This window comes from Citricoccus nitrophenolicus (genome assembly GCF_047305825.1).
In the GTDB taxonomy this organism is placed as follows: Bacteria; Actinomycetota; Actinomycetes; order Actinomycetales; family Micrococcaceae; genus Citricoccus; species Citricoccus nitrophenolicus.
Genome location: NZ_CP063070.1, coordinates 898,915 through 917,150 on the forward strand (window position 1 = coordinate 898,915; position 18,236 = coordinate 917,150).

16 protein-coding genes are annotated in these 18,236 nt (G+C 71.4%); 7 read left to right on the plus strand and 9 right to left on the minus strand.

Annotation, left to right across the window (positions count from 1 at the left end; translation table 11 throughout):
• Positions 1 to 9: 9 nt before the first annotated feature.
• The 4 genes from IMT31_RS04080 to IMT31_RS04095 all read right to left on the minus strand — a co-directional run bounded on the left by IMT31_RS04080 (position 10) and on the right by IMT31_RS04095 (position 3,735).
• Entirely contained in the window at positions 10 to 906 is an 897-nt protein-coding gene (locus IMT31_RS04080; RefSeq protein ID WP_413543844.1) for a PPK2 family polyphosphate kinase, read from the minus strand.
• The gene (locus IMT31_RS04085; RefSeq protein ID WP_413543845.1) at positions 896 to 2,128 is read right to left on the minus strand and encodes a pyridoxal phosphate-dependent aminotransferase; all 1,233 of its coding nucleotides are present in this window, start codon (positions 2,126 to 2,128) and stop codon (positions 896 to 898) included. Before IMT31_RS04085 ends, IMT31_RS04080 begins: the two co-directional genes overlap by 11 nt.
• 66 nt (positions 2,129 to 2,194) lie before the next feature.
• Entirely contained in the window at positions 2,195 to 3,262 is a 1,068-nt protein-coding gene (locus IMT31_RS04090; RefSeq protein ID WP_413543846.1) for a hypothetical protein, read from the minus strand.
• Positions 3,263 to 3,306: 44 nt separating this feature from the next.
• Positions 3,307 to 3,735, minus strand: a complete 429-nt coding sequence (locus IMT31_RS04095; protein ID WP_345358692.1) for an NUDIX hydrolase — start codon at positions 3,733 to 3,735, stop codon at positions 3,307 to 3,309.
• 196 nt (positions 3,736 to 3,931) lie between these two features.
• Between IMT31_RS04095 and IMT31_RS04100 the strand changes: the two genes are divergently transcribed.
• The 4 genes from IMT31_RS04100 to IMT31_RS04115 all read left to right on the plus strand — a co-directional run bounded on the left by IMT31_RS04100 (position 3,932) and on the right by IMT31_RS04115 (position 8,901).
• On the plus strand, positions 3,932 to 5,860 hold the full coding sequence (locus IMT31_RS04100) for a hypothetical protein (RefSeq protein ID WP_413543847.1): 1,929 nt from the start codon (positions 3,932 to 3,934) through the stop codon (positions 5,858 to 5,860).
• Between the two features lie 120 nt (positions 5,861 to 5,980).
• Positions 5,981 to 6,550 carry a hypothetical protein gene (locus tag IMT31_RS04105; RefSeq protein ID WP_413543848.1) on the plus strand — a complete coding sequence of 190 codons (570 nt, stop codon included), beginning with the start codon at positions 5,981 to 5,983 and terminating at the stop codon, positions 6,548 to 6,550.
• 27 nt (positions 6,551 to 6,577) lie between these two features.
• Positions 6,578 to 8,209, plus strand: a complete 1,632-nt coding sequence (locus IMT31_RS04110) for a sensor histidine kinase (protein ID WP_413543849.1) — start codon at positions 6,578 to 6,580, stop codon at positions 8,207 to 8,209.
• Positions 8,206 to 8,901 (plus strand): response regulator transcription factor, encoded by a 696-nt coding sequence (locus IMT31_RS04115; RefSeq protein ID WP_345358680.1) that lies wholly within the window; start codon positions 8,206 to 8,208, stop codon positions 8,899 to 8,901. Before IMT31_RS04110 ends, IMT31_RS04115 begins: the two co-directional genes overlap by 4 nt.
• On the opposite strand, the gene IMT31_RS04120 is transcribed toward IMT31_RS04115, so the two are convergent.
• From IMT31_RS04120 to IMT31_RS04130, 3 genes are read right to left on the minus strand one after another with little or no spacing between them, the layout of a single operon-like run.
• A complete protein-coding gene (locus IMT31_RS04120; RefSeq protein WP_413543850.1) occupies positions 8,880 to 10,136 on the minus strand; it encodes an aminoglycoside phosphotransferase family protein in 1,257 nt (418 codons plus the stop codon). The genes IMT31_RS04115 and IMT31_RS04120 overlap by 22 nt on opposite strands.
• Before the next feature lie 17 nt (positions 10,137 to 10,153).
• Positions 10,154 to 11,020 carry a hypothetical protein gene (locus IMT31_RS04125; RefSeq protein WP_413543851.1) on the minus strand — a complete coding sequence of 289 codons (867 nt, stop codon included), beginning with the start codon at positions 11,018 to 11,020 and terminating at the stop codon, positions 10,154 to 10,156.
• A gap of 58 nt (positions 11,021 to 11,078) precedes the next feature.
• A complete protein-coding gene (locus tag IMT31_RS04130; protein ID WP_345358671.1) occupies positions 11,079 to 11,717 on the minus strand; it encodes a GNAT family protein in 639 nt (212 codons plus the stop codon).
• Positions 11,718 to 11,818: 101 nt separating this feature from the next.
• Between IMT31_RS04130 and IMT31_RS04135 the strand changes: the two genes are divergently transcribed.
• The 3 genes from IMT31_RS04135 to IMT31_RS04145 all read left to right on the plus strand — a co-directional run bounded on the left by IMT31_RS04135 (position 11,819) and on the right by IMT31_RS04145 (position 14,020).
• Positions 11,819 to 12,598, plus strand: coding sequence for a 5-formyltetrahydrofolate cyclo-ligase (locus tag IMT31_RS04135; protein ID WP_345358668.1), 780 nt, complete (start codon positions 11,819 to 11,821; stop codon positions 12,596 to 12,598).
• 116 nt (positions 12,599 to 12,714) lie between these two features.
• Positions 12,715 to 13,104, plus strand: coding sequence for an FmdB family zinc ribbon protein (locus tag IMT31_RS04140; protein WP_413543852.1), 390 nt, complete (start codon positions 12,715 to 12,717; stop codon positions 13,102 to 13,104).
• 142 nt (positions 13,105 to 13,246) lie between these two features.
• The gene (locus IMT31_RS04145; protein ID WP_413543853.1) at positions 13,247 to 14,020 is read left to right on the plus strand and encodes a hypothetical protein; all 774 of its coding nucleotides are present in this window, start codon (positions 13,247 to 13,249) and stop codon (positions 14,018 to 14,020) included.
• Between the two features lie 3 nt (positions 14,021 to 14,023).
• On the opposite strand, the gene IMT31_RS04150 is transcribed toward IMT31_RS04145, so the two are convergent.
• Together IMT31_RS04150 and IMT31_RS04155 are read right to left on the minus strand one after the other, a co-directional pair.
• Positions 14,024 to 14,155 carry a hypothetical protein gene (locus tag IMT31_RS04150; RefSeq protein WP_345358659.1) on the minus strand — a complete coding sequence of 44 codons (132 nt, stop codon included), beginning with the start codon at positions 14,153 to 14,155 and terminating at the stop codon, positions 14,024 to 14,026.
• 91 nt (positions 14,156 to 14,246) lie between these two features.
• Positions 14,247 to 18,101 carry a DUF4011 domain-containing protein gene (locus tag IMT31_RS04155; RefSeq protein WP_413543854.1) on the minus strand — a complete coding sequence of 1,285 codons (3,855 nt, stop codon included), beginning with the start codon at positions 18,099 to 18,101 and terminating at the stop codon, positions 14,247 to 14,249.
• Between the last annotated feature and the right edge of the window lie 135 nt (positions 18,102 to 18,236).

Genomic DNA, 18,236 nt, shown 5'->3' on the forward strand with positions numbered 1-18,236 from the left:
GCGGGAGCCTCAGCTGGCGGCCAGCCGCCGCTTCTCCGCGCGGACATCGAAATCGGCTGGGGGCCACTGGAGGTCCATCGACTCCATGGCGTGGATGAGCAGCTCCTGGACGGCGATCCGCGAGTACCACTTGCGGTCGGCGGGGACCATGAACCAGGGGGCGTCGTCGGTGTCCGTCTCGGCGATGGCGATCCGGTAGGCCTCCATGTACTCGTCCCACACAGCCCGTTCGTCCACATCCGCCGGGTTGTACTTCCAGAACTTGTCCGGCCGGTCCAGGCGTTCGGCCAACCGGTCCCGCTGCTCGTCCTTGGACAGGTGCAGCATGACCTTGACGATCCGCGTGCCGCTGTCCACCAGCTCCCGCTCGAAGTCCCGGATCGCCCCATAGCGGCGCTCGACCTCCTCCGGGGCGGACAGACCGCGGACCCGGTGGATGAGCACGTCCTCGTAGTGGGAACGGTCCCAGACCGCCACGAAGCCGTCCTGGGGCAGGTGTGGGCGGATCCGCCACAGGAAGTCATGGCGGCGCTCCTCCTCGGTGGGGGCCTTGAACCCGACCGTCTCCACGCCCTGGGGGTCCATGGTGCCGACCACGTGGCGCAGGATCCCGCCCTTGCCGGCGGTGTCCATGGCCTGGACCACGAGCAGCAGGGACTGGCCCCGGCCGGCCTCGTCCACGGTGCCGGCCACGCCGTTGGCGTAGAGCAGCTCCTGCAGCTCGGTCAGGCGCTCGGCACGGGCCTCGAGCGTGGCCCGGCCTTCGGCCTTGCCTCCGGGGTAGCCGGGCTTGGCGTCCGGTTCCACATCGGACGGACCGAGCGGGATCTGGTGGTCCGCGGTCCGGGCCCGCAGCAGTTGCCACGGGTCCTCGCGGAAGTCCGTCACGTGCCGCTCAGCGCTCACGGTAGCTCTCGAGGAAGTCCGCGATGCGCCCGACCCCCTCCTCCAAGTCCCGCACGCTCGGCAGCGTGACGAGGCGGAAGTGGTCCGTGTCCGGGTAGTTGAAGGCCCGCCCGTGGGAGACCAGGATCTTCTGTTCCCTCAGCAGCTCGATGACGAACTTCTCGTCATCCTCGATCCGGTACACCTCAGGGTCCAACCGGGGAAACAGGTAGAGGGCGCCATGGGCCGGCTGCAGGGTGACCCCGGGGATCTCGGACAGCAACCGCTGCGCCGTGTTGCGCTGCTCAAGCAGCCGCCCCTGCGGCAGCAGCAGGTCATTGATGGACTGGTACCCGCCGAGCGCAGTCTGGATGGCGTGCTGTCCGGGGACGTTGGCACACATGCGCATGTTGGACAGCAGGGTCAGGCCCTCGATGAAGTCCGAGGCGCGGTGCTTCGGACCGGAGATGGCCACCCAGCCCGAGCGGTACCCGGCCACCCGGTAGGCCTTGGAGAGCCCGGAGAAGGTCAGGGTCACCACGTCATCGGAGAGCCCGGCCGCGTTGATGTGGCGGGCCCCGTCGTACAGGATCTTCTCGTAGATCTCGTCACTCATCAGCACCAGGTTGTGCTTGCGGGCGATCTCCACGATCCCGCTGAGCACCTGACGCGAGTAGACGGCGCCCGTGGGGTTGTTGGGGTTGATGATGACGATGGCCTTGGTCCGGTCCGTCACCTTCGCCTCGATGTCCTCGAGGTCGGGCTCCCAGCCCTCCTCCTCCACGCAGCGGTAGTGCACGGCGCGTCCCCCCGAGAGCGTGGTGGCTCCGGTCCACAGCGGATAGTCGGGCGAGGGGATCAGCACCTCGTCGCCATCGTCCACCAGCGCCTGCAGCACCATGGAGATCAGCTCGGAGACGCCGTTGCCGATGAACACGTCCTCCACGTCGATGTCCATGATCCCGCGCGACTGGTAGTACTGGCTGACCGCGGTGCGGGCGGAGTAGATGCCCTGCGAATCGGAGTAGCCCTGGGCGTGGGGCAGGTGGGAGACCATGTCCTTGAGGATCGCGTCCGGCGCCTCGAACCCGAAGGGGGCGGGGTTGTCGATGTTCAGCTTCATGATGCGGTGGCCGGCGGCCTCCATGCGCTGGGCCTCCTCGAGGATGGGCCCACGCACGTCATAGCGCACGTTGAGGAGCTTGGAGGACTGCTTGACCTGACCGGACCGTGACTTTGCCATGGGCTCCATCCTAGGACTGCCCGGCGGCGGATCCCGCCAGATTCGGCCGGGTCCCGGTGGTTCCCGTCAGAACCAGTCGTCCGGGGTCTCCTCGAGACCCGCGTCCACCAGCCAGTAGTGGGCCGCCTCCTCGCTGGGCAACTGGTCCGGCCCGGTGGAGAGCCGTTGCAGCTCTGCGAGGCCCTCTCCGTCCAGTTCGCCGGCCACCGCCTGGAGGGCGGCCTCCGTCCCGTCCGGCAGCTCCTCCGGGTCCGCCACCATCAGCATCCGCCCCTCCGGCAGGATCCGGGACTGGTCCGAGAGTGGTTCCAGGGCCTCGTCCGAGATGGCCGGGTGGGTCCCGTACATCAGCACGACGTCGGCCCTCCCGGAAATGAGGTCCTCCGCGACTCCCAGCTCGCCCGGCTCCAACCACCGGGACGGCTCGCAGCCGGCGAGCGCCTCGAGCCGCTCGCCGTAGACCGCGGCGTCGGCCTGCGGGCTGAACACGAGCCGGTCGCACAACCCGTTGAGGTCGGTGAGATCCTCCACCTCGTACAGACCCGTCAGCGCCGTGGTGGCCACGGCCTGCAGGCGCATGGTCCCCGCAGAGGCCGCCACCTCCCCCGTCCCATCCGGGAGATGCTCCGAGATGATGGCGGTGGTCCCCGGGGCGTCGGCGGCCGGGCGCCCCTCCGGCAGGGCGGTGGCTGATCCCGTGGCGGTCGGGTGTCCCGTGGGCGAGGCGGGCGCCGGGTCCGAGGCCGACGCACTGCCGGACGGACCGGCGGACGCCTCGGCGCCCACACGGCCCCCGGACTCGGAGGAATCGGGTGACGCGGCCGGCGTCGGGATCTCCCCGGCCAGCGTGTCCGGGGCGAGTTCCGTGGCCATGGCGAGGGTGTCCACCAAGGCGATCTGGTCCGCCCCGGCGGCTCCCCAGGGCTCCGCGGAGGGCTCACCGACCTCGGCGGGGATGCCGTTGGTCTCCAGATGACGTTCGAGCACCACGGCCAGCAGCTGCTCCTCGGGGCGGGTACCCGGGATGAGCGCAACGGGGGTGTCACTCGGTGAGGCCCCGTCCGTGGGCTCGGCGGGTCCGGACTGCGGCGTGCATCCCACCAGGAGCGCGGTGGCCAGAGCACCGGTGGCCATCAGGGCACCGGTCCGGCGCGGCGCAGCACTGCACGAGGTCGACCTCATCGCAACGCCCCGGCCAGCTCGAGGGCGCGGTGGACGGTGGGCGAGGTGCGGTGCCGGTGCAGGTCGTCCAACGGGATCCAGGCGGCATCGATGGAGGACCCGTCCACCTCAGGACGCAGTTCCCCGGACAGGACGACGGCCCGGTACAGCACCTGCACCGTCAACAGGGGGCGCCCGGGCCGGGACAGACGCCGGCCGGCCTCGATGGTGTGGCTCGTGACCCCGAGCAGCTCGCCCAGTTCAGCGTGATAGCCGGTCTCCTCGAGGATCTCCCGGACGCAGGCCTCGTCCGGCTGCTCCCCCAGCTCCACCTGCCCGCCGGGCAGGGTCCAGATGTTCTCCGCGGGACCCTGCCAGAGGCTCATGAGCAGGCAGCGGTCACGGATGACGACGCCGTAGGCGCCGACCCGGCTGTCGAAATCCATGTGGGCCAGTCTAGAGGCTGGGATCCGCATCCACCGGCCGGACCATACCCGGCGGGCCGCCTGTCTGGAATACTGGGTGGGTTGCGGACGCCGAACCCATGACGGCGTCCCCCGGCAGACAGGCAGGACCACCAGGACCAGCGGGACGACCAGGATCCATGGGACCGGCGAGACCAGCGGGACAAGAAGGGCAGGCATGACCGAGCAGGACGGCTCCGAGGTGAGTCCTGTGCTGCCGGAGGACCTGGAGGCCCGGTTGAACGCGGTCCTCGCCCGCCGGTCACTGACGGGTGGTCCGCAGGGAGCACCCGAGACGGCGCGCGGCTGGCTGGACGTCTCCTATGAGGCGGCCTACGCGGAGGACCTGCCCCGCGCCGCGCGTGCCGCCCGCGCCGGTCTGGACGCCCCCGGCGGTCAGGACCCCGTGAACCGGGCCGGCCTGTTCCGGGCGCTCGCCTCCGTGGCCGAGCTGAACGGGGATCATGCGGCCTCCACCAGGTATATCGCCGACCGCGCCGGTGTGCTCGCCGCCGCAGGATATCCGCACCGCGCCCGGATGGAGGTGGAGCTCGGCGCCATGCTGCTGCGCGAGCCCGAGGCGTTCGAGGCCACCGTCCTGCAGGGCGTGGTGGAGGACGAGCGGAGGCGCTCGGCCCGTTCGGTGGACACCGCGCTGCCGGACGTCCTGGTGGCACTGGCGGTGCGGCACGTGGAGGACGGCAGGCTCGAGGACGCCGTCCACCTGCTGGAGGAGTGCCTCCGGGCCCAGGACGCCCGGGTGACTGCGGGGCTGCCCGTGGCCCCCGAGTCCCTGACCTCCACGCGAATGTTCCTGGCCCACGTGCATCTGATGAGCCACGAGCCGGAGAAGTCAGCCGAGGTGGCGGACGAGGTGCTCGCCGGGGAGCCGAACCGGGCCGTCCGGGCCGCCATGTGGATGCTCAAGGCGGTGGTGGCCCAGGAGGACGATGACACTGCCAGTGCCGTCCTGCACGCCCTGCGTTCCGTGGAATTGCATGCCGCCGCCGGGGTGCGCAAGGGTTCCGCCTCGGCCGCCGCACTGTTGGCGGGGCTGGCGGCCGACGCCGGCAACCAGCAGGCCTCGATCCTCGCGTGGAAGGTGGCCGTGGCGCAGGCCGAACAGGGTGAGGTCCCGGAGGCCTCGGACCTCACCCTGGCCCTGGGCCATCAGCTGCTGGAGGCCGAGGAGCATGCCCTCGCCGAGAGGGTCCTGGCGGGACTGGTCCGCCGCGAGGAGGCGGCCCGCCGCCTGCCCGGGCTGGCCCGGGCCCTCGTGGACCTCGGCCACGCTGCCCGCCACCAGAACCGCCAGGACGAGGCGCTGGAACACTGGGACCGGGCGGCGTCCCTGTTCGAACGGGCCGGCGCCACGGACGAGGCAGCGCGGATGCACCTGGCCTACGGCGCCCTGTTGAACCGGCAGGAGAAGGCGGAACAGGCCGCCGAGCGGTTCGCCCGCGCCGTGGAGCTGGCCCGCGCGGACGAGGAGGAGGGCGACCCCGAGGACCATGACCCCGCGGTGTTGCCCCAGGCCCTGCATGCCCTCGGCCACGTGCTGTGCGAGCTCGGCGAGGAACGCGGCGTGGCCCTTCTGGACGAGGCGATCGCCCTGGCTCAGGATTCCTCTGCTGCCTGGCACGAGGCGGATTTCACCGACACCCGTGCGCGGGGGCTGTGGGCGCTGCGCCAGGGACCGGCTGCCGTGTCCTCCGCCCTGACCGCGGCGGACCTCTTCGCCGCCTCCCAGGACTCCACCGCCTCCTCCAACGCCGAACTCTTCGCGGCCTACGTGCTGCTGGAACAGGAACGCGCGGAGGAGTCGGCCACCCTGTTCCGGATGATCACGGAGCAGGAGGGCACCGCCCGGTACCTGCGCATGGCCGCCTGGCTGGGACTCGCCCAGTCCCTGGACCTCACCGGGGATGAGGAGGGCGCCACGCGTGCCCGGTTCGAGGCAGACGCCGCCGCCCAGGCCGAGGACGCCGAGGACGCGGGCACCTCAGAGGACGGGGACGGGATCGGGGACGGTGCCGGGGACAATGTCGGCGACGGCGACGGCGACGGCAGCGAGGACGGATCAGAGGAGGGGCACGGTGAGAGCTGAGGGCGCTCTCCCTTCCTCCCCCTCCCCCTCCCTCTCCTTTCCCTCCTTTTTCATGGAATCCTCATGCCGTGGGCGCCGTTTCTCATCTTCGGTTCATGATCACGAGCGACCATGGAGGGCATGGACAACACCGGTCGAGGATTGAAGGCCACTGTCGCACTGATGGTGGTGGCGGTGATGGCCGCACTGGGCGTCGCCGTGGTGTCGGCGCAACCGAACAGCGTGGACCTGGGGCCGATGATCGCCGTGAGCGACGCCCCGTCCACCAGCGAGCGCAATGCGCCGTCCTCTGCGGATTCCGCTCCCTCAGGTTCCGACCCGTCCAGCTCCGCGCCGGTACCCTCCTCCCCCGCCTCGTCCTCGCCCGCCGGGGATTCGAACGGTTCCTCAGACTCGTCCCGCGTCAAGATCACCTCCAAGCCGGCACCGGAGAGCAGTGCCCCGGCCGGCGGTGGTTCGTCCGGCTCGGGCAGCTCCGATGGTTCCGGCAACGCGGGCGGGACGCCTCCTCGGCCCACGTATTCGGCCCCGGCCGCGCCCCAGCCCGTCCCGAACCCGGCTCCCCAGCAGCCCCGGTATGACGATGACGATGACTGGGACGACGATGACGACTGGGATGACGATGACTGGGATGATGACGATGACGACTGGGACGACGATGACGACGAGGACGACTGGGATGACGACTGACGATCAGCGGGCCCGCCGGATGAGCCGATGAAGGCTCCCGCGGACCCACGCACAGTGACGCCGGCCCGGGAGCACTCCCGGGCCGGCGATCGTCTACGGGCCCTGCGCAATCCGCTGGTCAACTGGAGCGCGCTGCCGGTGCGCAGCCGGGTCATCGCCCTGCTGGTGCTGCTGACGGCGGTGGCCCTCATCCTCTCCGGCGCAACGGCCTACGTGCTGCAGCGCAGCAGCATGATCCGGCAGATCGACGACTCCCTGACCCGCTCGGTCCAGGAGTTCCGGATCCTCGCCCAAGAGGGCATCGACCCGGCTTCCGGGGAGCCGTTCTCCGCCTCGGACCAACTGGTGTTCACGGCCATGCAGCGCACCCTGCCGGCCGAACACGAGGGCATGCTGGGATTCCGGGACGGGGAGATCAGTTGGACGGCCTCCTCCGCCGTCGAACTCCGGCTGGAGCTTGATCCGGAGCTCGTGCAGTGGGCCGCCGATCAGTTCGGTGAACCGTTCGAGGACCAGGGGGTGGTCATCGAGACCCTCTCCACGGACCAGACCACGTACCGCGCTGTGACCGTTCCCATCCGGTTCGACAACGACTCGGCCCCGTCCCTGATGCTGCTGGCCTACGACTTCTCCGCGGAGCTGCAGGAGCTCGACACCACGTTCCTCACCTACGGGCTCGTGGGCTTCGGCGTGCTGGTACTCGTGGGGGTGGCGGGCTGGATCCTGGTGGGCCGGCTGCTCCACCCGCTGCGGACCCTGCAGTCCACGGCGGCGGAGATCTCCGGGAGGGACCTGCGCCGGCGGGTCCCGGTCTCCGGTCAGGACGACGTGGCCGGGCTGGCCATGACCTTCAACGAGATGCTGGACCGGCTCCAGGAGTCCTTCTCCTCCCAGCGCCAGCTGCTGGATGACGTGGGACATGAGCTGCGGACCCCCATCACCATCATCCAGGGGCATCTGGAACTCCAGGACGCCGCCGATCCGGGAGACGTGCGCGAGGTCCAGGAGATCGCCCTCGAGGAACTGGACCGCATGCGGCTGCTCGTGGATGACCTCGTGACCCTGGCCAAGTCCGGCCGGCCGGACTTCGTCCAGACCCAGCCGACCGACGTCGGCCCCCTCACCCGGGACGTGCTGAGCAAGGCCTCCCCGCTGGGCGCCCGGATCTGGACCCTGGACCACGCTGCGGACGTGACGGTGCCGCTGGATCCGCAGCGCATCACCCAGGCGTGGCTGCAACTGGCCTCCAACGCGGTGAAGTACTCCGAGGAGGGCTCCAAGGTGTCGATCGGTTCGCAGGCCCTGTCCGGGACCCTGCGCCTCTGGGTGCGGGACCAGGGCATCGGCATCCGGCCCGAGGACCGCCAGAGCATCTTCGACCGCTTCGGCCGGGGCTCCAACAGCACCCGGGCGGAGGGGTCCGGACTGGGACTGAACATCGTCACCGCCATCGTGGTTGCGCACGGCGGCACGGTGGACGTGCAGTCCGCCCCCGGGATCGGCTCCACGTTCTACCTCGATCTGCCCTTGACCGCACAGCACCCCGCCGAAGCCGACGTCTCCGAGGCCTCCGAACCCGGAGGTGGCCGCGCTGACCGGCCCGGGCCGGTAGCGTCTACTCCGAGCACAACCACACACTCCAAGGACGGTGCGGCGTGAGCCAAATCCTGATGATCGAGGACGAACCACGGATCAGCTCCTTCGTGGCCAAGGGCTTCAAGGCCGAGGGGCTGGCCACCACAGTCGCGGCCACGGGGCGCGAGGGACTCGTGCTGGCCCTGACGGGCGGCTTCGAACTCGTCATCCTGGACCTGGGGCTACCGGACATGGACGGCTTCACCGTGCTGCAGCGGATCCGCGCCCAGGACCCGGATCTGCCCGTCATCATCCTGACCGCGCGGGCCTCCGGAGAGGACACCGTCCAGGGACTCACCTCCGGTGCTGACGACTACATGCCCAAGCCCTTCCGCTTCGCCGAACTGGTGGCGCGGGTGCGGCTCCGGCTGCGCCCGGAAGGCGGATCCTCCGCCCAACAGGACCCCGTGCTGCGGCATGCCGACCTGGAGCTGGACCCGGTGCGCCACGTCGCGGCGGTCGGCGGCGTCGAGGTGGACCTCTCGGCCCGCGAGTTCTCCCTGACCGAGACATTCCTGCGCCATCCGGGCCAGGCCCTGAGCCGCGAGCAGCTGCTCTCCCGGGTGTGGGGCTATGACTTCGACCCGGGCTCCAACGTGGTGGACGTGTACGTGCGCTACCTCCGCAACAAGCTCGGGACCACGCGCTTCGCCACCGTCCGCGGCGTCGGCTACCGGCTGGTCGAGGAGAAGGACTACCAGCCCGCCGCGGACTGAGGCAGGTCCAGCAGGGACTCGGCGATGTCCAGCCGTTGGCGGGCGGAGGACTCCCAGTCCCGGTGGCCGGAGTCTCGGGCACCGGCCACCAGAGACAGGGCCACGGCCGAGGAACGGCAGGCCAGCGCCGCCGGATCCACCCCCGCCACGAAGACCGAGTGGAAGCGCCGCAGGGCCTGGTCCACGTGCACATAGCCGTGGTCGACGGCCGGCAGGACGGCCAAGTGACCCAGGAAGCAGGCCAGGTCGTCCACGCGGTGCCCCGGCCCGGCACCGTCAATGTCCAGCACGCCGGAGATGCGGTGCTGGCTCACCAGCAGGTTGGCCTCGTAGAAGTCCCCATGCGTGGGCACCACCGGCCCGCGGTCGGTGCCGTCCAGCTGCCGTTGGAGGTGCTCCACGAGGGAGCGGATGCGCCTGGCCTGGTCCGGCAGTGCCGTGGCGGCTGCGTGGCCGTAGTCCCCGGTCCGGTCAGACCAGGCATCCCGCCGCGGCAGCTCCACCAGCTCGTTCGGCATCCGGTCCAGCACGCCCAGCACGGCCGCCGGGTCCACGTGACGGGCCCCGTCCGCCATGATGGCCGCGGCCAGCACCTCCCCCTCCCCCTGCTCCAGGGCCAGCACGTCCGCCACCGGCGGGCCGAGCACCGCGGGGACGGGCACGCCGGCAGCGGCCAGCAGGGTGTGGCGGTAGTGCAGACGGGTGGCGAGGCCGGGGCGCATGACCTTGAGGAACACGGTGCGCTGCCCGCCTTCCCCGGACACCACGGCGCGCAGCACCGCCCGGCGCAGTGGACGGTAGCTGACCGTCTGCAGGTCGATCAGGGTCCCCCCGCCACCCCAGAGAGAGGCCACGGATTCCGGGTCCGAGGCCAGGGCCAACCCGGTCAGCAGTGGATCATGCGGGTGGAACCAGGCGGACCAGGTGGCGTCCGCGTCCTCCCCCGCCTGCAGGGCTCCGTCCTCCGGGACGGCCTCCGCGGTCAGTGCGAGGTAGAGCTCCTGCGGTTCGGAGGCCCGGGCCGGAGCACCGGAGGAGGAAGAAGATGAGGCTCGGACGCGGAAGATCCCCGTGGCCCCCGCTCCGGGCCGGTGCTGGAGATCCACGAGCCGTGCCCCCAGCAGATGATGGCCGTGATCCGCCAAGACCTCGGCCAGCCGGGAGTGGACGGCCCGCGAGCTCAGGTACTGGACCTGCCGGCGCTCCGCCTCATCCCGGTGCGCACCATTGCGCATGGGTGACCTGCTCGGACTCAGACGGCCCGGCGCCGTTCCAGGACCTTGTCCAGGTCCACGGTGCGGTTGGCGGTGGCCTCGACCTTGGCCCGGTACTCGGCCGAGACGCCGGACTTCAGCTTCACGCCGGGGCTGGCCATCGGCATCTCAGGCGTCATCAGGGGAGCCGGCTCCGGGCGGCGCGCCTCTCCGGCGTCCAGGTAGGTGGGGCGCGGCACGGAGGGCAGGACGGCGGCTTCCGGCCCGGCGGCCTCGGCCGCTCCGGAGTCTGCACGGTCAGTGGAGGGTGCGTCGGCGCGGCCGGCGGGGGCCGGTGCCTCAGCGCTGCTGCTGCCGGACGCGGCGTCGAACACCGTGGTGGACCCCGCGGCGGTGGCCACCGGATCGGCAGCGGGAAGGGCGGGACTCATGGCCTCGTCAAAGGCATCCTCGATCCGGCGGTCAGCGCGCTTCTTGCGGTCCCGGACGGCCAGGACGCGGAGGGTGGCCACGGCGGCCAGGGTCACCAGGGCGGAGATGCCGGCCACCAGGAGGGTGCTCGCGCCGAAGGCCGCGGCCACGCCTGTGCCCACGAAGACCAGGGCGCCCACCAGGGCGATCGCGGCCAATGCGGTGCGGTCCCACTTGACGCGGAAATCGAACTCCGCGGCTGCCGGGTTCTTCGCCGGGCGGGCGGCATCCCGGGGCGGGGACTGGGCGATACGCGTCATGGTCTTCCTCCGGTGGCTCCAGGACAGGGGCTGCTTCTTCGCCCTCCGGTAGATGGCTGTCAGCCACGCCACCACCAGTGCGCAGAGCACCAGTGAGCCGTGCAGGTGGATGTCCGGAAGGAAGCCCAGTGCAAGGCTGAGCGACTCCTCAAGACTACCCGTGCCTGCATCCACCCCACAAACGGTACCGGGCCTGAACTACACCCGTGTGATTCGACGCGCTGTGTCCTGACTATTGCCCGGGAATTCGCCCGAGGTTCCGCTCCCACCGGGCCAGCAGCCCCTCCGGGACCTCGTCGGAGGTGAGCGCGTAGGACTCGTGGTCCCGCCAGTCGCCGTCGATGTGCAGGAAGTCCCGCCGCAGCCCCTCGTGGCGGAACCCGAGCTTCTCCACCACACGCAGGCTCGGCGCGTTCTCGGGGCGGATGTTGATCTCCACCCGGTGCAGTCCCAGTGCGGAGAAGCAGTGGTCAGTGGCCAGTGCCACCGCCGTGGGCACGATTCCCTCGCCAGCCCGGTCCCTGTCGATCCAGTAGCCCAGGGAGGCCGAGAGGGCAGAGCCCCGCATGATCGAGGACACGCTGAGCTGTCCCGCGATCACCGGCCCGCCGCCGGCCGAGGTGCGCAGGCAGATCAGCCAGGGCAGGGCGGTGCCGTCCTTGCCCGAGCGGTTGAGCACCCTGACCATCTCGAGATAGCTCTTCAGCGAGGACTGCGGCTCGGGGCTGGTGGCATCCCAGCGCCGGAGCCAGTCCCGGTTCCGGGCGCGCAGGGACATCCACTCCTCCTGGTCCCAGCGGCGGAAGGGGCGCAGCACGATCTCCCCGTGCTCCAGGGTCACGGGCCAGCGGTGGGACGCGGGAGGGGCCATAGCACGATCCTAGGTCCACACCCAGCCAGGGTGCAGGACCTACGGGGCAGGACCCCTGGGACAGAACCCCTGGGACAGGACCCATGGGACAGAATGGGGAGATGTCCTCCCAGCAGCCCTTCCCCGCATCATCTCCGGACCCCGCCACGGGCACGGACCAGCAACTGCAGTACTCCGAGTCCCTGACCGGGAACCGGGGCGAGACCCCTGAGGAGGTGTTGCGGCACCGGAAGAAGGACGTCCGCACGCTCTGGCGGGCCCGCCGCCGGGAACTGGATCCGGCCGACCGGGCCGAGCAGTCCGACGCCCTGACCCGGAGGGTGCTCGAGTGGTACCTGCCGCGCGCGCAGCACCGGCGCGCCGCCGCAGTGATGTCCTATGGTTCCGAGCCGGACACCGGGCCGTTGCGCACCGCGCTGCATGGGGCCGGCGTCGAGGTCCTGGTTCCCGTCACCGAACCGGAACGGCACCTGTCCTGGACCGCGTGGCACCCCGGCGTGGAGATGGCCCGGAGCCCCGTGGCGCCGATCGACGAGCCGGTCGGCGAGCGCCACGGCGTGGACACCTTCGCCACCGTGGACCTGGTGCTGGTACCCGCCCAGGCGGTGGACTCCCGCGGCATCCGGCTGGGGCAGGGCGGCGGATACTATGACCGCTTCCTGGCCGGGCTGGACCGGCTGCCCCGGCGGCAGCCGGAGGACCCTCTGACCGCGGCGCCCGACGCCGGCCCGGCAGGCTCAGCGGCCCCCCTCACCGTGGCCATGGTGTTCCGCCATGAGCTCCTGACCCACGGCCAGGTCCCGTCCGATGAGCACGACCGCCCGGTGGACGGCGTGGTCACCGCGGACGGCTTCGTGTGGTTCGGCCCGGAGCCGGCCTGACCCCACGCCCGGTGTAGACTTGGCACTCGAAAACCGAGAGTGCCACCCCTGAGCGTGCCCAGCCTGAGAAGGCCGGAAGGATCCGCCGTTCAGCGCCCCGACGAGAGGACCGCCCGGTGCCCACCTACGCCTACGCCTGCAAGGACTGCGGCCACGAGTTCGATATCGTGCAGTCCTTCACGGACGACTCCCTGACCGTGTGCCCGAACTGCGAGGGCGCACTGCGCAAGAAGTTCAACTCCGTCGGCGTGGTCTTCAAGGGCTCCGGCTTCTACCGCAACGACTCCCGCTCGGAGGGCTCCGGGTCCACGGGGACCTCCTCGATCCCCGCAGGCGAGAAGTCCGGTGGCTCCTCGGACTCCTCCTCCACGGAATCCGAATCCTCATCGTCCTCGACGTCCGGCGAGAGCTCATCGTCCTCCTCCTCGTCCACATCCTCTGGGTCCTCGTCCAGCGGATCGACCTCCGGTGCTCCCTCCAAGGCCTCCTCCGGATCCGCCTCCTGACGTCCGTCTGACCATCTGAGCCTCTCCGAGGCGCTGGGCCGTCCCCCACGTTGTCCTCCACAGCGGGCCGGGACCGCCGCGCCGTCCACGGCGGCCCGTGCGGGGGTCGCGGCGGTCCCTGCACTCCTGCTGGGATCGTGGCATGCCCTCCACCACCACCCGCCGCGACCCCTCACGGCCCCCTGGAGTTCCACGCCGCCTGCGCCGTGAGCGCCACGGCCCCGCGTCCGCGCTGAATCGCCGGCAGCACCGGCGGGACCTGCGCCGGCACCGCCGAGCGGTGCGCCGGCGGCTGGCCCTTCCCCCGCCGGACTACTCGACGGACGACGCCGGCCCCCGCGGGAGCGCTGGCAGCGGCACCGGGGACGGTCGGCCCGATCGCCCTGGCCTGACCGCGCGGCGCAGGACCAGGATCCGGCTCGCCGTGGCCTCGATCCCTCTGGTGGTGGCCGCCGTGCTCCTCGCCCTGACCCTCGGGGGCGGCTCCGTGCCGACGGTGGACCCGGCGCCGGCTGCCATGGCTGAGGTGCAGGAGCCGGCCGCGGAGTCGAGAACCCCGGGCTCTGAGAACGCGGAGGGCCCCCGGGGAACCACTGGCCACTCCCCCGGGCCGGCCGCTTCACTTGACCCTCCGCCCGATCCACCGCCGGGACACCGGAGTGTGGCCGTCCGGCTGGCCGCGCCGGATGCCGGCGCTCTGGTCCGAGCGGGCCATCGGGTGGACGTGGTGGGCCCTGACGCCAGCGTGCTGGCAGCTTCCCTGCTGGTGCTGCAGGATCGATCCTCGGCCCAGGCCAGCGTGCTCGTGCTGGCCGTCCCGGAGGAGGAGGCGCCCCGGCTGGCGGCCACCGGGGCCGGCCCGGGCCTCACTGTGGTGAGGGCGCCGGACCAGGATCCCGCGCGGGGCGGGCCCTGAGCCCTAGCCCCAGTGCGGTGGCAGCTGCTCCAGCAGCCACCGCTCGTGCTCGGTCAACCGTGCGGGGTCTGCCGGCCGATCCCCGGCCAGCCCCTCCCGTGCCGTCCGCTCACTGCCCGTGGGCTGCGAGGTCAACCCCGCGGGCTGGGGTTCCGGACCATCCGCGGACGCGGGCCCCGTCCCGGGGGCATCGGCCCGGCGAGGGCCCCTGCGGCGCGGCGCCGGCTCACTGGCTCGCATCATCCTCGTGCGCGGACGCATGCTCGTGCTGGGGCGTGCGCTCGAGTGAGGGCTCGCTCTCGCCGATTCCGTCCTCGAGGTCACCCGGAGACCCGGGCCCGTCCTCTGCGGCCGGCAACCCCAACAGATCGGAGACCGTCCGGGAGCAGCCCGCCGGGTCCGCGAACACGTCGATGGTCCACAGGGCGTGATACCGCCAGCCGCTGCGCTCGAGCTGCTGGGGCTGCTGGCGGGACCGATGGCGCACGCTCATCTCGCGGTAGGTGTCCGATCCGTCCGAGATCATCGCCACGGGCACGGCCTGCTCCGGCGAGGTCTGTCCGTCCCAGGCGGGCAGCCCCAGCGGGTTCCAGACGGCCAGGTCGATGCTGCCGGCGAAGTTCGGCAAGACGGTGGCGTGACGCTGCTCGAGCCGTTCGGACAGGTCAGCCACCAGCGGATCGCGAGGCCTCGGCGAGGGCGTGTGCCCCGTGTCCTTCAGGTAGGCCTCCAACAGCCCATAGAAGTCGGCGGCACCGTTGCCCAACCGAGCCGGGTCCAGGTCATCCGGGTGCACGCAGGTCAAGACGTGCAGGTGCTGACGGGCTCGGGTCATGGCGGTGGCGTAGAGCTCCCGGCCGCCGGCCTCGGAGAACGGCCCGAAGTGGTGCACCACGCGGCCGTGCGGGGTGCGCCCGTAGCCGAGGGTGAAGATGATGTGGTCCCTGACCACGCCCTGGGCACGGGACATCGGGGCCACCACGAAGGGTTCCCCGCTCCGCGTGAAGAACGAGGCCGCCCAGGGATTGTTCGGCAGGTTCAGCCGGATGGCCTCGGCCACGCGGCGGGCGTGCAGCGGGCTGGCGGTGATGACGGCCAGGGAGGCCTCCGGCCGGTGCCGGATGTGTTCGAACACGAGGTCCATGGTGCGGTTGACCTCGGCCACGGTGGACTCCACGCCCTCGTCCCCCGCCCCGGGCATCCCGGTCCCACCGGGCAGGAACTCCACGCGCACCGGATGGTCCGCCCCGGTCAGCTCGGAGGCCCCGGGCAGCATCTGCAACCCGCCCCCGTAGAGCTGCTCGCCCAGCAGCCGGGTGAGCTTGCGCTCCAGGCCACGGTGCATGGTGGTCAGTGCCAGTTCCGGCAGCACCCGCGTCAGGGCGGTGAAGGCCGAATCGACCTCTCGCGGCATCATCGCCGAGGCGGTCGGGTCCACGGAGACGTTGAAGGGCTTCGGTGAGCCGGAGGTGCCGTCGCCGAAGGCCACCACCTGCTTGCCGCGGCTGATGGCCCCCAATGCGGTGCTCAGCGCCAGCGACTCGGCGTCCAGCAGCAGCACGGCGTCGAAACCCGTCTCCGCTGGGAACTCGGCCAGGGCCAGAGGGGAGGTGGTCCACACCGGCACCAGGGACTGGAGCAGCTCCGGCTCCAACCCGGACAGCGAGTCCGGATCCGGATTGCCGTCCTTGAGCAGGGAGCGCAGCACGCGCCCCGAGGCGCGGTGCTGGGCCGAGACCCGCCGCCACGCCTGGGACAGGGCCCAGTTCAGCCGCTGGGCGCCGGCCTCCAGGTGAGTGGTGTCCGCCAGCCGGTACTCGGCCTCGATCCGGCGCAGCGAATCGGAGTCCATCATGGCCAGGTAGTCGTCCCCGGAGATCATGGCCTCCAGCGCTGACTGCCACCAGGCGAGCTCCAGCTCGGAGCGCAGCCGGTCCGTGGAGACCTCGCGCCGCTGCAGGTCCGCCATGAGCTCGGCCAGGCCCTGCTCACGCAACTGGTCCCCCACGAGGGTGCGCTCGGGCAGGGTGGTCAGAGTCTCCTGGTCAGCGACGAGACGATCCAGGACCTCGCTGAGCTCGTCCACCGGAAGGTTCTCCAGCCGCCCGGACTCGTGCCGCGGCTCCGCGAGGACACGCTGCAACCGGGCCATCAGGCCGGCCACCTCGGACCCCTTGGCGGAGAGTGCCTCCAGTCCGGAGGGCACGGCGGGGTGGCGCTTGGAGGTGGCCCAGCGGGTCCACTCGGCCCGCTGGTCCTGCACATCCACGAGGGCCTCGTGCAGGTCCGAGACGTGCACACCCGGGCGGATGTACTCCTTGGCCACGCGGCGCAGCCGTGAGCGGGTCATGGAGGACATCTCCACGCCGTGCTGCTTGCGCCACTGTCCTGAGGCCGTGGCCGAGATCAGGTCGGTGACCGGCCGGTCGAAGATGTCCGGGGTGAACTGGTCCAGGGACCCCCGCACCGCGGCCAGGAGCTGGATCTGTCCCACCCAGTCCGCGAAGGTGGCCCCGGTGGCCAGCTGGGCCTGCTCGGTGGCCGTGTCCAGCTGCTCCCGCAGCACGGGCAGCGCACCGGCCAGGTCCTCGGCCAGCCCGTAGGCATCCTCGGTCTCCTGCACGTTGCGCAGCCTCGCCCCATACCAGGGGCTCTCGGCCGAGGCGCGGGAGAACGCCCCCAGCTCTCCGGCGCGGACCAGCTGGGCCGCCGTGTCCTCCCGGTTCACGGTGGCGTCCAGCACGGACCGCTTGAGCCGCACGGTGGTGGACGGAGCCGGATCCAGCCCGGTCAGGGCCGCGAGGGACTGCATGGCCTGGAACGGCGAGCAGCCCCAACGCTCGCGCACGTTGTGCAGGCTGCGCAGGTGGTCCGCCAACTGGTGCCGGCGCTCCACGAGCGTGGCATTGAGCCGTCCGGTCGCCGGCTGCTGGGCGCGCTCCACCCGCAGCAGTGACTGGACCAGCTGGCGGCGCATCAGCTCCGGGGTGGCCGCGGCCGGGATGTCCAGGACCAGGGAATCCAGGTCCACGGAGCCCAGCCGGCGGCGGAAGTCCTCAAGGGTGGCGGTGCGCTCGGCCACCACGAGCACGCGCTTCCCGGAGCCGGCGAGCTGGGCCACGGCGTTGGCCGCGGTCTGCGTCTGACCGGTGCCGGGAGGGGCCACCACCACGAGGTCGTGGCCGGCGGCGATGTGGTCCAGGGCCTGCTGCTGGGACGGGTCCGCATCCAGGATCAGGGTCTCGGTGGCCGGGTCACGCTCGTCCAGCGGCGGCAGTCCGGTGTCCTGCAGCTCCTCGCGGTGGGGGACCATGCCGGTCCCCGCGTCATACAGGGCGGAGACCACCGGGTGGGTTGAATCCACCACGTCCACTGACGCGGTGTCCGCCAGGTCCGCGAACGTGGAGATCATCAGCCGGTGCTCCACCACGAGTCCCCGGACCCCGCGCCCCTGCGAGCGCAGCAGCTCCATGGCCGGCATCGGCTCCAGCTTGGCCGTGGCGTAGGCGGCGCGCAGGTAGTCGTCCGCGTCCAGGGTCACCCCGTGGTGGTCCCGGAACCAACGGGCCAGAGCAGGGTTGAGCCGGGCCCGGTCAGAGATCTGCAGCTCGTAGTCGTCCTGCTCGGCGCGCAGGGTCAGGGTCAGCCGGGCCAGCATGACGGGAGCGGACATCTGCGTGGAACGGCCGTCCTCGATCACGCGCCACGTGGCCAGGCCGGTGGCCAGGTAGCCCACGTCCACGCCGCGGTCCTCGGCCAGTTCCTGGATCTTGCCCCGCAGCTGACGGGCCGCCCCGCGGGCATGGACGAAGGCGTCCTGGTCCCGCAACAGGGTGGACAGCCGGGTCTTCCGGCCGGTCATGAACTGGGACATCCCCGAGGGATGGGCATGGGAGATGTCGATGCTGTTCGCTCCCGAGGGGGCGAAACGCAGCATCGTGTCATTCTCGGTCCCGGAGCCCAAGGAGGCCAGCCAGGCCGCGAAGGTGAGACGGGAGTCGGACTCGGCGGCGCCGCCGTCGGGCATCTCCGCATCCTTGCGGGGTTCCGCAAGGCCCTGCTGGGTGTCCTGCTCAGTCACAGTTGTCCTTCCTGCCGCCGGCTGTTCGCCCGGACCGTCCCGTACGGCGGACGGCGCAATGGGACAGTGCGGCACCGATACTTGGTTCCACGGTACACAGGCGCGCCGTGGATTCCCCCGAGGGAAACGGACCGG

Coding starts and splice junctions, on each gene's coding strand:
- IMT31_RS04085 (WP_413543845.1), bottom strand. CDS start 2,128: ATGGCAAAGTCACGGTCCGGTCAGGTCAAGCAGTCCTCCAAGCTCCTC.
- IMT31_RS04090 (WP_413543846.1), bottom strand. CDS start 3,262: ATGGCCACCGGTGCTCTGGCCACCGCGCTCCTGGTGGGATGCACGCCG.
- IMT31_RS04095 (WP_345358692.1), bottom strand. CDS start 3,735: ATGGATTTCGACAGCCGGGTCGGCGCCTACGGCGTCGTCATCCGTGAC.
- IMT31_RS04100 (WP_413543847.1), top strand. CDS start 3,932: ATGACCGAGCAGGACGGCTCCGAGGTGAGTCCTGTGCTGCCGGAGGAC.
- IMT31_RS04105 (WP_413543848.1), top strand. CDS start 5,981: ATGGACAACACCGGTCGAGGATTGAAGGCCACTGTCGCACTGATGGTG.
- IMT31_RS04110 (WP_413543849.1), top strand. CDS start 6,578: ATGAAGGCTCCCGCGGACCCACGCACAGTGACGCCGGCCCGGGAGCAC.
- IMT31_RS04120 (WP_413543850.1), bottom strand. CDS start 10,136: ATGCGCAATGGTGCGCACCGGGATGAGGCGGAGCGCCGGCAGGTCCAG.
- IMT31_RS04130 (WP_345358671.1), bottom strand. CDS start 11,717: ATGGCCCCTCCCGCGTCCCACCGCTGGCCCGTGACCCTGGAGCACGGG.
- IMT31_RS04135 (WP_345358668.1), top strand. CDS start 11,819: ATGTCCTCCCAGCAGCCCTTCCCCGCATCATCTCCGGACCCCGCCACG.
- IMT31_RS04145 (WP_413543853.1), top strand. CDS start 13,247: ATGCCCTCCACCACCACCCGCCGCGACCCCTCACGGCCCCCTGGAGTT.